At 39.0% G+C, this 15,053-nt stretch carries 12 protein-coding genes and 3 pseudogenes; 5 read left to right on the top strand and 10 right to left on the bottom strand.

Going from position 1 to position 15,053, the window contains the following annotated elements:
• Window positions 1-45: 45 nt before the first annotated feature.
• The 6 genes and pseudogenes from tatB to P4S65_RS05000 form a co-directional block, all read right to left on the bottom strand.
• A complete protein-coding gene (gene tatB, locus P4S65_RS04975; protein WP_337119689.1) occupies window positions 46-378 on the bottom strand; it encodes a Sec-independent protein translocase protein TatB in 333 nt (110 codons plus the stop codon).
• Between the two features lie 5 nt (window positions 379-383).
• Window positions 384-632, bottom strand: coding sequence for a Sec-independent protein translocase subunit TatA (gene tatA, locus P4S65_RS04980; protein ID WP_007378023.1), 249 nt, complete (start codon window positions 630-632; stop codon window positions 384-386).
• Window positions 633-712: 80 nt separating this feature from the next.
• Window positions 713-2,313 (bottom strand): annotated as a pseudogene (gene ubiB, locus P4S65_RS04985) (ubiquinone biosynthesis regulatory protein kinase UbiB).
• Window positions 2,314-2,322: 9 nt separating this feature from the next.
• A pseudogene (locus P4S65_RS04990) lies at window positions 2,323-2,996 on the bottom strand (ubiquinone biosynthesis accessory factor UbiJ).
• 11 nt (window positions 2,997-3,007) lie between these two features.
• Window positions 3,008-3,763 carry a bifunctional demethylmenaquinone methyltransferase/2-methoxy-6-polyprenyl-1,4-benzoquinol methylase UbiE gene (gene ubiE / locus P4S65_RS04995; RefSeq protein WP_007378026.1) on the bottom strand — a complete coding sequence of 252 codons (756 nt, stop codon included), beginning with the start codon at window positions 3,761-3,763 and terminating at the stop codon, window positions 3,008-3,010.
• 83 nt (window positions 3,764-3,846) lie between these two features.
• On the bottom strand, window positions 3,847-4,833 hold the full coding sequence (locus P4S65_RS05000) for a GGDEF domain-containing protein (protein WP_007378027.1): 987 nt from the start codon (window positions 4,831-4,833) through the stop codon (window positions 3,847-3,849).
• Window positions 4,834-5,189: 356 nt separating this feature from the next.
• Between P4S65_RS05000 and P4S65_RS05005 the strand changes: the two genes are divergently transcribed.
• Window positions 5,190-6,971, top strand: a complete 1,782-nt coding sequence (locus tag P4S65_RS05005) for a DUF885 domain-containing protein (protein ID WP_337119690.1) — start codon at window positions 5,190-5,192, stop codon at window positions 6,969-6,971.
• A gap of 176 nt (window positions 6,972-7,147) precedes the next feature.
• Window positions 7,148-8,629 (top strand): FMN-binding glutamate synthase family protein, encoded by a 1,482-nt coding sequence (locus tag P4S65_RS05010; RefSeq protein ID WP_337119691.1) that lies wholly within the window; start codon window positions 7,148-7,150, stop codon window positions 8,627-8,629.
• 45 nt (window positions 8,630-8,674) lie between these two features.
• On the opposite strand, the gene mtnK is transcribed toward P4S65_RS05010, so the two are convergent.
• Entirely contained in the window at window positions 8,675-9,892 is a 1,218-nt protein-coding gene (mtnK, locus tag P4S65_RS05015; RefSeq protein WP_337119692.1) for an S-methyl-5-thioribose kinase, read from the bottom strand.
• A gap of 129 nt (window positions 9,893-10,021) precedes the next feature.
• Here mtnK and mtnA point away from each other — a divergent pair, with 129 nt between their 5' ends.
• Window positions 10,022-11,047: an S-methyl-5-thioribose-1-phosphate isomerase gene (gene mtnA, locus P4S65_RS05020; protein WP_096792215.1), complete on the top strand. Its 1,026-nt coding sequence runs from the start codon at window positions 10,022-10,024 to the stop codon at window positions 11,045-11,047.
• A 61-nt stretch (window positions 11,048-11,108) separates the two neighbouring features.
• Here mtnA and P4S65_RS05025 read toward each other — a convergent pair whose 3' ends face one another.
• From P4S65_RS05025 to P4S65_RS05035, 3 genes and pseudogenes are all read right to left on the bottom strand, one after another.
• Window positions 11,109-11,651, bottom strand: coding sequence for a 1,2-dihydroxy-3-keto-5-methylthiopentene dioxygenase (locus tag P4S65_RS05025; protein ID WP_337119693.1), 543 nt, complete (start codon window positions 11,649-11,651; stop codon window positions 11,109-11,111).
• Window positions 11,648-12,333 (bottom strand): annotated as a pseudogene (mtnC, locus tag P4S65_RS05030) (acireductone synthase). Before mtnC ends, P4S65_RS05025 begins: the two are co-directional and overlap by 4 nt.
• Window positions 12,330-12,959 carry a methylthioribulose 1-phosphate dehydratase gene (locus tag P4S65_RS05035; RefSeq protein WP_008136552.1) on the bottom strand — a complete coding sequence of 210 codons (630 nt, stop codon included), beginning with the start codon at window positions 12,957-12,959 and terminating at the stop codon, window positions 12,330-12,332. Before P4S65_RS05035 ends, mtnC begins: the two are co-directional and overlap by 4 nt.
• 108 nt (window positions 12,960-13,067) lie before the next feature.
• Here P4S65_RS05035 and P4S65_RS05040 point away from each other — a divergent pair, with 108 nt between their 5' ends.
• Both P4S65_RS05040 and P4S65_RS05045 read left to right on the top strand, forming a co-directional pair.
• On the top strand, window positions 13,068-14,210 hold the full coding sequence (locus tag P4S65_RS05040; protein ID WP_096792216.1) for a methionine aminotransferase: 1,143 nt from the start codon (window positions 13,068-13,070) through the stop codon (window positions 14,208-14,210).
• Window positions 14,198-14,971, top strand: coding sequence for an amidohydrolase (locus tag P4S65_RS05045; protein WP_096792217.1), 774 nt, complete (start codon window positions 14,198-14,200; stop codon window positions 14,969-14,971). Before P4S65_RS05040 ends, P4S65_RS05045 begins: the two co-directional genes overlap by 13 nt.
• Window positions 14,972-15,053: the final 82 nt, after the last annotated feature.

A 15,053-nucleotide genomic window follows, 5' to 3' on the forward strand; every position in this document is an offset into this window, starting at 1 on the left:
TATTTATACCATTTAGTAAGTTGACCATTGAAAAGGAAATTAATTTCACTTTTTTTCATCAATATGTTGGTTGTTTTCTGTCTTTGGCGGTTGTTTTTTATAGCTGTGGGTAACTGATTGAGCTGCTTGTTGTAGCTCGCTCAATGAGTTTTGTAGTTCTGGACTCAAATCTTTTAGATTTTTTTGTTCTGCTTTTTTAAGGTTTTCATGTAGTTCGTGCACACGCAGCTCTTCACTGACTTCGGCTTTAACTGAATTAGCTAGCGACTTGGCTGTTTTAATCCAGCGGCTCACTGTTCTTATAGCCACAGGCAAGCGTTCAGGGCCTAAAACCACTAAACCAACAATAAGAACAATAACAAGCTCCCACATTCCCATGCTAATTAAACCTTATTACTATCTTTGGTTTTTTCAGCGTTAGCTGGATCGTTTGGAGCAGCATTTTCTGATTTTTGGATTTGCTCGGTAGTGTCTTGTTCTGTACTTTTTTCATCAGACATGGCTTTTTTAAAGCCTTTAACAGCACCGCCTAAGTCCCCACCCATTCCACGTAACTTTTTAGTACCAAAAAGAAGAACGATGATTGCTAGTACAATCAATAATTGCCAAATACTAATACCACCAAAACCCATGGTTATCTCCAGTCTATAAAATGATTAAATGTATATTTTAAATACTAATTATACGCTCAATAACGCAAATAGCACTTAGTTTATGCGCTGCGCCATGCAGTTATAAAGCTAACAGCAGAGCAGCTAATAGCGATGCTGGCAGCAATTAAATCGTGCTGTAAATAACAAAGAGCTGACATGATTATTGTCGCACTACCAAACAAGCCCAAGATTAAAGGTTTTTGAGATACCTTTTGTATTTGTACTTGAGTGCGAGGAGTTCGCTTTAAATTTTGATAAATTAAATCCGGTAGCTCGGGCATTTTTTCTGCCCAAAAAGGTAAATTAGCATACATTTGTTTCAATACAGATAATGGGCCGACTTGTTGTTTTACCCAGTCTTCTAAAAAGGGTTTAGCTGTTTTCCATAAATCCAGTTGCGGGTAAAGCTGTCTGCCTAACCCTTCAACATACAATAAAGTTTTTTGTAGTAGTACGAGTTGAGGTTGTACCTGCATATTAAAGCGGCGTGCGGTATTAAATAAATTAACAAGCACATGACCAAATGAAATTTCAGCAAGTGGCTTGTTAAATATAGGCTCACACACTGTACGAATCGCAAATTCAAATTCTTCAATGCTGGTATCGGGTGGTACCCAACCTGAATCAACATGTAGCTGGGCAACTTGGCGATAATCACGATTAAAAAAGGCAATGAAATTTTCAGCTAAATAGCGTTTATCTTCTTTATTAAGCGTACCAACAATACCACAATCTATACCAATGTATTTTGGGTTTTCAGGATGTTCGCGAGAGACAAATATATTGCCAGGATGCATATCAGCATGAAAAAAACTGTCTCTAAATACTTGTGTAAAAAACACCTCTACACCGCGTTCAGCAAGTAATTTCATATTTGTATTTTGTGCTAATAGTGCATCAGTATCAGAGACAGGTATGCCGTAAATACGCTCCATCACTAATATATTATGGCGGCTATAATCGCTATAAACTGCAGGGATATAAAGAGAATCAGAATCTTCAAAGTTACGCTTAAGCTGAATGCCATTAGCGCCTTCTCGCATTAAGTCGAGTTCATCAAGGAGTGTTTTTTTATACTCTTTAACAACTTCTACAGGGCGCAGGCGTTTTGACTCGTTATGTACTTTGGCAAGTACTTTAGCGAGCTTTTCCATTAACGCTAAGTCAGCATTAATCTGTTCATGAATATTTGGACGAATAACTTTTATTACAACATCTTGCTCAATGTTGTGCTCATCAATAAGTTTTGCTGTGTGTACTTGCGCTATAGATGCCGAGGCCAGCGGTGTTTGTGAAAACTCACTAAATAATTCACTTATATCATTAATTTCGAGTGCTTTTTCAATGATTTCTTGTGCAAGTTCACCTTCAAAAGGTTGTACCTGATCTTGTAAAAACGCGAGCTCTAGGGCTATATCGTGTGGTAGTAAATCGCGACGGGTGGAGAGCATTTGGCCAAACTTAATCCATACAGGACCAAGTTCTTGTAATGCAAGACGTAAACGCAACCCTACGGATTTATCTTTATGCTGATTGCGTAGCCAAAAAAGCTTCCACGCACTATTTTGGCAAACCAGGGCGTTTTATGCTTAGGGACTAACTCATCTAACCCGTAGCTAAGTAGTGTTTTAGTGATGTAATACAATCGTGCAGTCGACACAAAAAATCCTTAGCGGGTTACGATGTTTAATAAGGCGTTTATACGCTGTTCAATAGCAGCAACTTGGCTTTTAATTACTCGGTTTTGTTGTTTGAATTGCTCAAGCTCTAAGGGATGAATAGTTATAGCAAGCTCATCCTGACATAAACTAGTAAGTGTAGTGGCTAACTGCTTTTTTACTTTACTGTTTTGCTGCTTGAGCGAGGTTAAGTGTAAATAAAGTTGCTGGGCCGGGCCATCGCCAATATGCTTTGATAGTTGTTCTGGCCAATCAATATCTAAACTCGAAAATGCGTTACTGTAAGTTTGGGCAATATTTAAATCACCTTGCAGGTCGAGTTTATCTTGGCGTATTAGCTGGGTAAGCATCGCTGGATTTTTTAGCGCAATAAGCGTATCTATATCGGCGCTTATCATACAATCAGCGTTATCACTGCTTTGTGCGGTATATAAATGTAGTTTTTTATCAGCAAAAACGAGTTGGATTGTTTGTTGCCAATCTCTTACTTCAACAACTAAACGCAGCTCTTTAACTTCATTTAGTTTTTTTGAAAGCTTTGGGTCGAGTTTAAGTGCTTGATTAAGTACATGCTCGATAAGCGAAAGTACAAAGTTGGGCAACATGAAAAAGTAGATGTGGTTGACCTATCATTATTTTTTTCAGTTACTTGTTCAAGCGCCATATCACTCTGCCTTAGTATTTAAAACCACGGTGAAGTGCAACAATACCACCAGTTAGGTTTTGATAAGTTGTTTGTTCAAAGCCAGCGTCATCCATCATTGCTTTAAGGGTATCTTGATCTGGATGCATACGAATCGATTCGGCTAAATATTTGTACGACTCGCTGTCGTTAGCAACTAGTTTGCCCATTGTTGGTAATAAATTAAATGAATAAAAATCGTAAGCTTTACTTAGTACTTCATGCTCAGGTTTGGAGAATTCTAGCACTAGTAAGCGACCACCTGGCTTTAAAATACGGTACATAGAACGAAGTGCTTTGTCTTTATCGGTTACATTACGTAAACCAAAAGCAATAGTGATCACATCAAAGCTATTATCTGGAAATGGCAACATTTCGGCGTTCATTTGTACGTAGTCAATATTACCAACAAGACCCAAGTTATGCAGCTTCTCACGGCCCACTTTGAGCATTGAGGAGTTAATATCGCCTAAAACAACTTGACCTGTTTCACCGACTAATTGACTAAATTTAGCCGTTAAATCACCAGTGCCGCCAGCTAAATCAAGTACATGATGGCCTTTGCGAACACCAGAACTGGCAATAGTTTGACGTTTCCATAAGCGGTGCACACCAAAAGACATTAAATCATTCATTACATCGTATTTTGCTGCAACTGAGTGAAATACGTCTGCAACCATTGAGGCTTTGTCGTTTTCAGCTACCGTTTTATAGCCAAAATGCGTGGTCTTTTGCGGTGTTTCGTTCATGATTAATCTCTATCGTGGCAATAAGCACTAGTGTACTTTATTGTGTACTGCAGGTGCAATTTGAATATGATTTATCAGGTGATTTAATGCCCAGCAATAAAACAACTTTGCCCAAGAGATCGAGCTTTAAAAGCTGCATTTGAGGCTTTTTTAGCAAGTTGATTAAAATCATCTTGTTGCTGATGCTGTGCAATACCTAATGATAAGTTTATAGCGGGTAGTTTTGTGCCACTTTTTGAGCTAACAAATCGCAACTTTTCTACCCCATTACGTACTTTTTCGGCTATTAAAGTTGCCGTTTCAGGATCAATGTCGGCGAGTAATATAGTAAATTGGTCTTTAGCAGTCCGTCCAGGTAAACCGCTTTGGAATACATATTTTTGTACTTGCTTAGCGACTTTATTCAAAATAACTTCACCAAGAATATCACCATAATTATCAACAAAGTGATCAAGGTTATCTATTTGAACAGCAATGGCACAAATGGACTTTTCTTGATTTGTCCAAACTTGGGTTTGTTGAGTTAAATAATGACGTTTATAAAGGCCCGTTTGGCTATCTACTATATGCTGCTTTCGGAGCTGAGTTAATTGCTTTTGTGTTTTTTCGTGTAACTTTTTAGCTTTGCTAAGTTCTTTCTTAAATTGTTTATGCTGCTCTAGTAACTCTACGGTTTGTGTATTGAGGATTTTAAGAGCTTTACGGCTTTGTTCTATACTGTTTTCATCAAGCGTATGTACACATTCATTTACTTGATCAGCAAAGCGGATAATTTGTTTTTCTGTTGCTTGAGCATTTCGAGAAAGTGACCCGATAATACCGTCAACATTTTGAATCATCGAGACCTGAGTTGTGTGCCCTTCATTTAAAAATTGAAAATATAATTGTTCAATTAAAACACTGTCTATATTTTCTTCTGTTGCAATCGCACGTTCTAGTGCATTTTTAAGGTTTATATTGGCTTGGCTAATATAGGTATAAATTACTTGAAAATTAAGCGGGGTTGGCGGCAGCGCATAACGCTCTAAAAACACACACACTTTAGTCATCTTTTCTTGTGCAATTGCCATGGAATCATGGAACATCATTTTTAAATACCAACTGAGTACGCATAAGAGTTAATTGAAATATCTCATTCCGTGAGGCGGTTATGCATCCGAGCTTTTATTATTTTTTACTACATTAATCGTTATGGCGGTTATTTAAAAGTAAAAAAAGAGTTACGGAACTTAAATTTTCATTTTAACAACTCAATAGCTGCTTTTCTCATCAATTAAGCTTGTTTTTACTTCTGTTGATATACTTTACTCTCGAAATACACTTAGTTTTAGTAAGGTTTATAACCGTTGATTGGTCTCATTTACTTGCTATTTATTTAGCCTACGATAGCTTTGTGATATCTATTACATCGTCAAGTTAAATTACAATGAATCATTTTTTACAGCGGCCAATGCGTCATTCTTTACTTGGTTTCATGTTTTTATGCTCATTAAGTGCATGTCAAATAACAACGCAAAATGCAGATCAACAGTTTACGCAGACAGCCAAAAGCATTGTTGATTACAGACAAAGCATTAATCCTTATAGCAATGCAAAAGGGGTTAAAGGTTACTTGTTACCAAATCTATCGCCCGAATTTTTAACGCAAGAATATAAAAATAAAACACAGTTACTTGCCGAGTTAGATACCGTCAGCATTGATAAATTAAGTGATGAAAATCAAATAAACTTCAGCATTATTCGAGCACAAGTACAAAACAGCGTTGATGAGTATATATTCAATGCGCATTATATGCCGCTTACATCAGAGTATGGTTTTCACTCTGGATTATCATATATCGTCAATAGCTCTCAATATAAAAATCAGCAAGATTTCGATACATACCTTGCACGTTTGGCGCAAGTTCCACGGTTTTTTGAACAAAACATATATTGGATGAAAAAAGGGATAGAAACGGGCCTTACTCAACCTAAAGCTGTGCTAGAGGGTTACGAAGATTCAATTAATGCTTACATTGTTGACGATATAACTACATCTGAGTTTTATAAACCTTTTTTAACTAATACTGCTGGTTTGAGCGATAGTGAATTTAAGGCACTACAACAAAAAGCTAAAAACATTATAAAAGAAGATGTTATACAGTCTTATAAAAATTATTTAGTGTTTTTTACGCAGCAGTATCGACCTAGTGCACGCACAAGCGTTGGCATATCAGATACACCTAATGGCGAGGCATTTTATAAAAACAGAGCTAAGTATTACACTACTACCGACATGACGCCTAAAGAGATTCATGAACTTGGATTAAAAGAGGTCGCTCGAATTCGCAGTGAAATGGAGGACGTAATAGCTGAAGTAGGTTTTAAAGGCACATTCGCCGAATTTATTCACTTTTTACGTACGGATCCACAATTTTATGCCACAACACCAGAGCAGCTTTTAAAAGAAGCATCTTATATTGCTAAAAAAATGGATGCACAGCTGCCTAAGCTATTTCATACCTTGCCACGTAAACCTTATGGCGTAGCCCCCGTACCAGCCAATATTGCTCCTAAATACACAACAGGCCGTTATTCTGGCTCTAATCGAGATGATGAAGCAGGTTATTATTGGGTGAATACTTACGCATTAGATAAGCGCCCTCTCTATGTTTTAGAAGCGTTGACTCTGCACGAAGCAGTGCCAGGACATCATTTACAAATATCACTTAATGCCGAGCTTGAAAATCTACCGAGCTACCGTCGTGATGCTTACCTTTCGGCATTTGGCGAAGGTTGGGGGCTTTACTCTGAATACTTGGGCTTAGAAGCTGGCTTTTATCAAAACCCATATAGCCGTTTTGGTCGCTTAACTTATGAAATGTGGCGAGCAGCACGTTTAGTTGTTGATACGGGAATGCACATGTATGGCTGGAGTAGAGATCGGGCTATGAACTTTATGAGCGAAAACACCGCGCTTTCGCTGCATAATGTTAAAACGGAAACCGATCGTTATATATCGTGGCCAGCACAGGCACTGTCATACAAAATTGGTGAGTTAACTATTAAACGTTTACGCGCTGAGGCAGAGCAAGTGCTTGGGAAAAATTTTGATATTCGTGAATTCCATCATCAAATATTACGCCATGGTTCAGTACCTTTATCAGTGCTAGAAACACAAGTACGTATGTATATAAAAAATGAATCAGTTAAGCTGGAAAGTAAATAAGTATAATTTTTAAAAATGGGTACTGAGTTGTTTTTATAGCTATGTAAGTTAGTACTCTGTTGGTAAGTAGTTGTATTTATTTAAGTAAGCAGGTTAGTAATTATGATGAGCCATTTAGTTCATTAAAGCGGTCAGTACTTATTAGGTCTTATTTTAAAAATCACCAAGGGTCATAAATGAGCAATTTTATAATGTTTAGTATCGATATATTTGCAAGTATGTTTATAGTTTTACTCGGGTGCGTTGTGCTTACTGTAATTGTTTTTTATTTTCGCGATATTACACAAACTAAGCACGCTATAAGGCGAAATTACCCCGTGATAGGGCGTTTTCGGTATTTTTTTGAGCGCCAAGGGGAGTTCTTCAGGCAGTACTTTTTTGCGCAAGATAGAGAAGAAATGCCATTTAATCGAGCTGAACGAAGCTGGGTTTATCGTGCTGCAAAAGATGTTGACCGTACTGCGGCATTTGGCTCTACGCAAAGCTTAGAAGTAACGGGTACAGTTATGTTTATGAACTGTGCGTTTCCTACTTTAGATGAAGAAGCGCTCGACCCGAGTAATGTTACTTTGGGTCCATACTGTAAAACACCTTACACCACCAACTCGCTATTTAATGTATCAGGTATGAGCTTTGGTGCGTTATCAAAACCCGCTGTACGTGCTTTATCAAAAGGAGCTAAGTTAGCAGGTTGTTGGATGAACACAGGTGAAGGGGGATTAAGCCCTTATCACTTAGAAGGCGGGGCTGATATTGTTTTTCAAATTGGTACCGCTAAATATGGTGCACGAGACGAGCACGGTAATTTAAGTACTGAAAAGCTTAAAGAAATAGCGGCTCACGAACAAGTTAAAATGTTCGAACTAAAAATGAGCCAAGGCGCTAAACCTGGCAAGGGTGGAATGCTTCCAGGGCGCAAAGTTAATGCCGAAATAGCTAAAATTAGGGGGATACCAGAAGGGCAAGATTCGATTAGCCCCAATGGTCACCCTGAAATTAAAAATCCAGCCGATATTCTTGATATGATTGCCACTGTACGTAACGCGACAGGTAAGCCTACAGGGTTTAAAGCTGTTATTGGTGCATACGGATGGTTAGAAACGTTGTTCGCTGAAATAAATCACCGTGGTATCGAGTCTGCACCTGACTTTATTACCATAGATAGTGCTGATGGTGGTACGGGCGCAGCACCGCAACCGCTTATGGATTCGGTGGGTTTACCACTGCGCGAAAGTTTACCGCTTGTAGTTAATATACTTGAAAAACATGGGCTTCGAGATCGTATTAAAATAATCGCTTCTGGTAAATTAATTGTTCCTTCAAAGGTTGCTTGGGCATTGGCGCTCGGTGCTGATTTTGTTGTATCGGCTCGTGGTCATATGTTTGCACTGGGCTGTATTCAAGCAATGCAATGTAATAAAGATACTTGTCCAACCGGGATCACTACGCATAACGAGCGTTTGCAACGTGGCTTAGATGTAGCTGATAAAGCGCAGCGAGTAGCTAACTATAATAAATACATTCATTATGGCGCTGGGCTAATAGCTCATTCTTGTGGTGTGACTAGTGCCCGTGAATTAAAACGTGAGCATGTACGTATAGTGCAAGAAAGTGGGCTTTCGGAACCGCTTGATAAAATTTACGAAAACTACAAGTAAGTTTTAATTAACTAGAAGGCGCTAATAGCGCCTTTTTAATGTTTGTTAGTTTAATTGGCTTATTAATAAACTAAAGAATGCTTCTTTGTTGTTGCATGTTTGTGCATTTAAAATAAGTTGCTCGCCTAGTGCTAATGTTTGTTTTTGCACTGTAAGGCGCGCATTCTCATCACTAATACTATCTATATCGCTTACGTGCGCAAGCCCTATAGTACGCCTAATTAGCTCAGCACCACAGTAACCAACAGCATCTTGCAATACGTTTTTCATAAAGTATTGCGCATAGCCTACTGGCGCTAGTGATTCATCTGTTGTTTTAGTGCGTATTAATTCAAGCCATTGCTGCTCAAATAAACTATAGGTGTCTACGATACAGCTAAGTAAATGTGTTTGGTAATTACGACGAGCCACAAAATCTTCAATATGACCTGCTTGTGCGCAGTAATTTAAAAGTAAATTACCAATAAAAGAGCCAATATCGAACCCAATAGGTCCAAAAAAACCAAACTCTGGGTCAATCATCTTTGTATTATTACAATCAACAAAAATACTGCCGCTATGCATATCACCATGAAGTAATGTTTGCGGGTTAGATAAAAAATTAGCTTTTAATTTTGCTATTTCTAACTTTAATGCGGTGTTTTTTTGTATTGCATCAACTTCGCTTTGTAGTTGATCTGGGTAGTTATTACGTTCGTGCCCAATGTACGGGTCGCTAAAAAATAAGTCTTCAGTGATTTGGCAAAGCTCAGGATTAGTAAATTGGCTAACGAGCGCTTTTTTAGTTTGCGCGGTTAAGTAAAAATCTGAATTATAAAAGCCGGTGTGGCTTAAGTAGGTAGCTACATGCTGTGCCAATTTAGGAAATTGCTCTGCATTATTTTGTGCAGTACGCAATATTTGTAAATTACCTAAATCTTCTAAAATAGTCAGGGCTTGTATTTCACTATAATGTAAAACATTAGCAGTATAAGTAGGGCAAATAGCACCATGGTTAAGTAAAACTTGTGCTTCTATACGGGCTCTATCAAGTGTTAATGGCCACGACTCACCCACGCAACGCGCGTAAGGCAGAGCTTGCTTTAAAATAACACTATTGTTTTGCTCATCAGTAATTCTAAACACTAAATTAAGATTGCCATCACCAAACTCATACGCAGATAAGGTCTGTCCGGAATCAAAAAAATTACATTGTTTAGATTCAATTAATGTCGATACGTAATCGATAGCGCGCTGTGCGGTAAAAGCAACATAGTTAGTCATGGTTTTAATCTCAAAAATCAGCTTTTAAGCATTCTATACCTTTAAATGTTTAGATGTCTACAAGTCTAACTTGAGAGTTATTCAAAGTGGTGTAAAATAACGTTACGCATTTTTAATACCTTAAGCATTATGCAAAATTTAATCGCAAGCAGTTTAAAATATGAAAACGGGTCGCTTAGTGTGCTCGACCAATATTTACTACCTCACCAGCAGGTATGGCATCAGTGCCATGATGTAGAAACCATGAAAGAGCTGATCATTAACTTAAAAGTGCGTGGAGCTCCACTTATTGGTTTAGGCGCGAGCTTGTTAGTGGCGTATTTAGCTGGGCAAGGGGTAGTGAAAAGTGAGCTTGAAAAAGCAATCAATGAACTAGAAGCCACTCGTCCAACGGCGGTTAATTTAATGCATTGTATGGCGGCATTGCGAAAAGCTTTAACGCAAAGCGATTATGTTGCCGGTATTGTTAGTACTGCTGAGCGGTTGTTTATTGAAGATATTGAGCTGTGTGAACGAATGGCAAGCCGTGGCGCCGAGCTTATAAGTAGTGGCGACAACATATTAACTCATTGTAATACAGGGGCTCTTGCAACCGCTGGTATTGGTACTGCACTGGGTGTTATTTACAAAGCGCAGCAAAAATATGGCAACGTACATGTGTGGGTTGATGAAACACGACCATTATTACAAGGCGGTCGCTTAACTGCCTTTGAGCTTGAGCGCTGGAAAATACCTTACACATTAATTTGCGATAATATGGCGGCAAGTTTAATGGCTGCAGGTAAGGTAGATAAAATAGTGGTAGGGGCTGATCGTATTGCCGCCAATGGTGATTTTGCTAATAAAGTGGGTACCTATAATTTAGCCGTACTTGCGTATTTTCATAACATTCCATTTTATGTAGTTGCGCCTATTACTACGCTTGATACCAACACCGCGTGTGGTGATGATATAGAAATAGAGCAACGTAATCCTCAAGAAGTGCGCGGAGTGAGCGGTAGCTTTGGTGAGGCTTTGTGGGCACCCACTAATGCCAATGTATATAACCCTGCATTTGATATAACACCGGCAAAACTGGTTACAGGGTGGGTGTTAGACACGGGGGTTTATAACCAAAGTCAGGTAGAAAATGGCGGTCTCATAAAGCTTAAGTAACTTCGCGGTATTTTTGGTCCACGTTATGTATTAGTGTGGACCAAGGTTTTGAATGACCAACTTACGATAATAGTGGAAATTGCTCTGCAATAGACGAGTCAGTGCTTTTTGCTACCCAGCCTTCTGTATTGTTAAATAAGCGAATGGCAGTAAACTCAGGGTCGCTTCCCATATCAAACCAATGCGGGGTAAGTTCAGGCACTGAAATTAAATCGCCTTGTTGGCAAAGTACCTGATAAACCTTATTGCCTAAATGCAGGCAAAATAGCCCTTGGCCTTTTACAAAAAAACGTACTTCGTCTTCACTATGAGTATGTTCAAATAAAAACTTTTTGCGCAGCTCTGATGCGCCAGGGTTACCTTTAGCTAGAGATATAACATCTACTGTTTGATAGCCATTTTCAGTTTTTAACCGATGTATATCGCTTTTGTACGCACTAATAATTTGCTCATGGGTGGTGTGCTGATTAATATCTGCATTTGCTTGCCACTGTTCAAAACGTACGTTTACTTTAGCTAGCTGCTTTGCAATATCATCAGTATTTGATGTGCTCACAAGTGTCTTGTTTGCATTGTTGTCGGCATACACCGTTAATTGGCTCATACTAATTGCTCCAATTTAAATTGGCTAAAGTCATTAATATAAGGGTGTGCTTTAGTGCTTGCTTGCCCATCACGAATTAAATGTAGTGTTTTTAAACCCACAGCCTGCGCGGCGTCAAGCTCACCGGTTACATCACTTAAAAAGAGTATTTCTTCTGCCTGAAACGGTAACAGTTCAACAATGGTGTTATAGGCAGTTCGTTCTTGCTTTGCGCCAACTTTGGTGTCAAAAAAGTCAGAAAAAAGCTGCGAATGTCGCCATAATCACTGTATTTAAAAAGCAACAGCTGCGCTTTTACCGAACCAGATGAGTACACATACAAAGTAATATCGTTGTTGTGTTGAGCTTGTAAAAAATCAAATGCATCTGGGTATAAATGACCCTTAAAATCGCCGTGTTCATACCCTGTTTGCCAAATTAAGCCTTGTAACTGCTTAAGTGGAGTGATTTTTTTATCTTCATCAATCCAGGTAAGTAAGGCGCTAATGACTTCTTCTATATCGGCGTTTGGCTTTTCGATAAGGGCTTTTACGGCATTAATTTGCTCGGCTACATCCGGTTTATTAGCATTGGCACGTATGAAGGTAGGTAACTGTTTTGCCGCGTAAGGAAATAACACCTCTTTAACGAACGAAATACGGGTTATTGTGCCTTCGATATCGGTTAAAATGGCTTTAATCATTTAGTTACTCCCGCTTGAATGCCTATTATTTTTAGGCGCTCTAGTTCGCAGCTAAATAAAAACTCTAAGGCTTCTAAGTGGCGACGAACTTCATCAATATTACGTCCTACTGCATATAAACCATGACCACGTATCAGTACGCCGTGCTCTATAGGCGTATGTAAATGATGGTCACTGACCAGCAGGCTTAATCGGTCAATATCTTGATCGTTATCGAAAATAGGAATGCTCAGCGTTTCTAAGTGCGAAGTAAAGCCGCTCAGTGCTTTTTGCATTTCATAGCCTGTTAAATCAAGCTGATGCTCTTGGGTAATTTGCGACAGTACGGTAGCGGCTACAGAGTGAGTATGTAAAACACACTGTGCATCAGGTATAAGCTGATACAAACTTAGGTGTAATTGTGTTTCTGCCGATGGTTTTACAGCTCCTGCTAGGCGCTCGCCTTGGTGATCTAATTGCAAAAAATGCGCTTGCGTCAGTGAGCCTTTATCGTGCCCACTTGCTGTAACAACAAAGCCAGTGCTAGTACGAGCTGAAAAGTTTCCGCCTGTTGCGGGTACCCAGCCTTTTTGGCTAACCCATTTTCCGGCTTCAATAAGTTGTGAAATAGCGGTATTGTTTTGCATACATTCCTCACTAATGAGCGTAAAGTTAATTGTTTTTAGACGGCTATACTTCTGTTTTAAGCAATGATAGCATCGCTTTAAGCGCAAAACCATCATTAAGGGCATCTCGTGTTTGAAAGTAAATTACCAAATTTAGGCGTTAGTATATTTAGCCAAATGAGCGGATTGGCTAATGAGTTTTCGGCAATTAATCTCTCTCAAGGCTTTCCTGAGTTTGATGCTCCTGATCTTTTAAAAACGCAGTTAAATTATTATGTGCAGCAGGGCGTTAATCAATATTCACCTTCAAGTGGTGTACCAAGATTACAGCAACAAATTGCTGATTTAGCAAAGCGCAAATATACAGCTGATATAAACGCAGCTGATCAAGTGACTGTTACTTCGGGTGCAACAGAGGCATTGTTTGTGGCTATTCAAACAATTGTGCGCCCCAGTGATGAAGTGATTGTATTTGACCCTGCATATGACTCTTACCAACCGGCAATTAAACTCGCTGGTGGAAAGTCGGTACACATTGCCTTAAGTGCGCCAAATTACACCATTGATTGGCAAGTAGTAAGCCAAGCAATTACTAAAAATACCCGTGCAATTATTATAAATACGCCTCATAACCCAAGCGGTAAAATATTACAGCCACATGATATAAAACAGCTTAAAAAGTTAGTTGGTACTCACAATTTATATGTAATAAGCGATGAGGTATATGAACACATTACGTTTGATGAACAACCGCATTTAAGTGTATTACGCGATGATGAATTATTTACCAAAAGCTTTGTTATATCGAGTTTTGGTAAAACATTTCATAGCACGGGCTGGAAAATGGGTTACTGTATTGCACCTGCCGATTTAGCTGTCGAATTTAGAAAAATTCATCAGTACGTTACGTTTTCAAGTTTTACCCCCGCACAGCATGCGCTTGCCGATATGCTAGAGCAGCAAGGTGAGCATATAGATGAGCTAAGCGGGTTTTATCAGCAAAAACGCGACTTATTAGCGAGTCATTTAAGTAACAGCCGTTTTAAAATTTTACCTAGCCAGGGCACTTACTTTTTATTGTTAGATTACAGTGATGTATCGGATTTAAACGATGTTGATTTTTGCCATTGGTTAGTTGAGCAAGCAGGTGTTGCGGCTATTCCGTTAAGTGTGTTTTATCAAAAGGCACCAACCGACAAAGTAATTCGTTTATGCTTTGCTAAAAACGACAACACTCTCATAGAGGCTGCGCAAATATTATGTCAACTTTAACCATTACAGCATTGCAAAGCTCGCTTTATTGGCTTGATAAAGATGCTAATTTAGCCATGTTTAATAAACAGCTTGAAGCAATTACGCATCAGCCCGATCTTATTTTACTGCCCGAAACATTCTCGACTGGCTTTGCTATCAATTTAGATTGTGCAGAGCCTGAAAACGGTAAAGTACTGACGTGGTTAAAGGCGCAGGCTCATAAACATAGTGCGGTTATTGCAGGTTCGGTACTTGTTGCACAAGGCGATAAAAAAGCGAATCGGTTTTATTGGGTAAAACCCGATGGTGAGGTGAGTTATTACGATAAACGCCATTTATTTCGCTTAGGCAGCGAGGGCGATTACGTTGTAGCAGGGCAAGCGCGTAAAGTTTTTGAAATCAACGGTTTTAAACTATTACCGCAAGTATGTTACGACCTGCGCTTTCCGGTATTTCAACGTAATAATAACGACTACGATGTAATGATAAACGTAGCAAATTGGCCAGCTGTGCGCCGCCATATTTGGGATACGTTACTTATGGCGCGCGCAATGGAAAACCTGTGTTACGTAGTAGGCGTTAATCGAGTGGGTGACGACGGTAATGGCGTGGCGCACAATGGCGGTACTGCAGTATACGACTTTAAAGGCGATGCATTAACTAAAGCGCAAGATGACACCGAGCAACTAGTTACTATAACACTTGAAAAAGCACCACTGGATGAGTTTAAAGCAGCGTTTCCTGCCTATTTAGATGCAGACCCTTTTACATTAGTTTAGAGCGATTTAATGATAAGCGCAGAATGCTCTAAGGAGATATAAATTTATGTTCTACAATTTTTGTGAGACCTTGTTTCTCTTA

Origin of the sequence: Pseudoalteromonas sp. B131b (genome assembly GCF_037162545.1) — a bacterium.
GTDB lineage: Bacteria > Pseudomonadota > Gammaproteobacteria > Enterobacterales > Alteromonadaceae > Pseudoalteromonas > Pseudoalteromonas fuliginea.

Bases quoted from the DNA above. Each gene is read 5' to 3' on its own strand.
- P4S65_RS05005 (WP_337119690.1), top strand. From the start codon at position 5,190: ATGAATCATTTTTTACAGCGGCCAATGCGTCATTCTTTACTTGGTTTC.
- mtnA (WP_096792215.1), top strand. From the start codon at position 10,022: ATGCAAAATTTAATCGCAAGCAGTTTAAAATATGAAAACGGGTCGCTT.
- P4S65_RS05045 (WP_096792217.1), top strand. From the start codon at position 14,198: ATGTCAACTTTAACCATTACAGCATTGCAAAGCTCGCTTTATTGGCTT.
- ubiE (WP_007378026.1), bottom strand. From the start codon at position 3,763: ATGAACGAAACACCGCAAAAGACCACGCATTTTGGCTATAAAACGGTA.
- tatB (WP_337119689.1), bottom strand. From the start codon at position 378: ATGGGAATGTGGGAGCTTGTTATTGTTCTTATTGTTGGTTTAGTGGTT.
- tatA (WP_007378023.1), bottom strand. From the start codon at position 632: ATGGGTTTTGGTGGTATTAGTATTTGGCAATTATTGATTGTACTAGCA.
- mtnK (WP_337119692.1), bottom strand. From the start codon at position 9,892: ATGACTAACTATGTTGCTTTTACCGCACAGCGCGCTATCGATTACGTA.
- P4S65_RS05025 (WP_337119693.1), bottom strand. From the start codon at position 11,651: ATGAGCCAATTAACGGTGTATGCCGACAACAATGCAAACAAGACACTT.
- P4S65_RS05000 (WP_007378027.1), bottom strand. From the start codon at position 4,833: ATGGCAATTGCACAAGAAAAGATGACTAAAGTGTGTGTGTTTTTAGAG.
- P4S65_RS05010 (WP_337119691.1), top strand. From the start codon at position 7,148: ATGAGCAATTTTATAATGTTTAGTATCGATATATTTGCAAGTATGTTT.
- P4S65_RS05035 (WP_008136552.1), bottom strand. From the start codon at position 12,959: ATGCAAAACAATACCGCTATTTCACAACTTATTGAAGCCGGAAAATGG.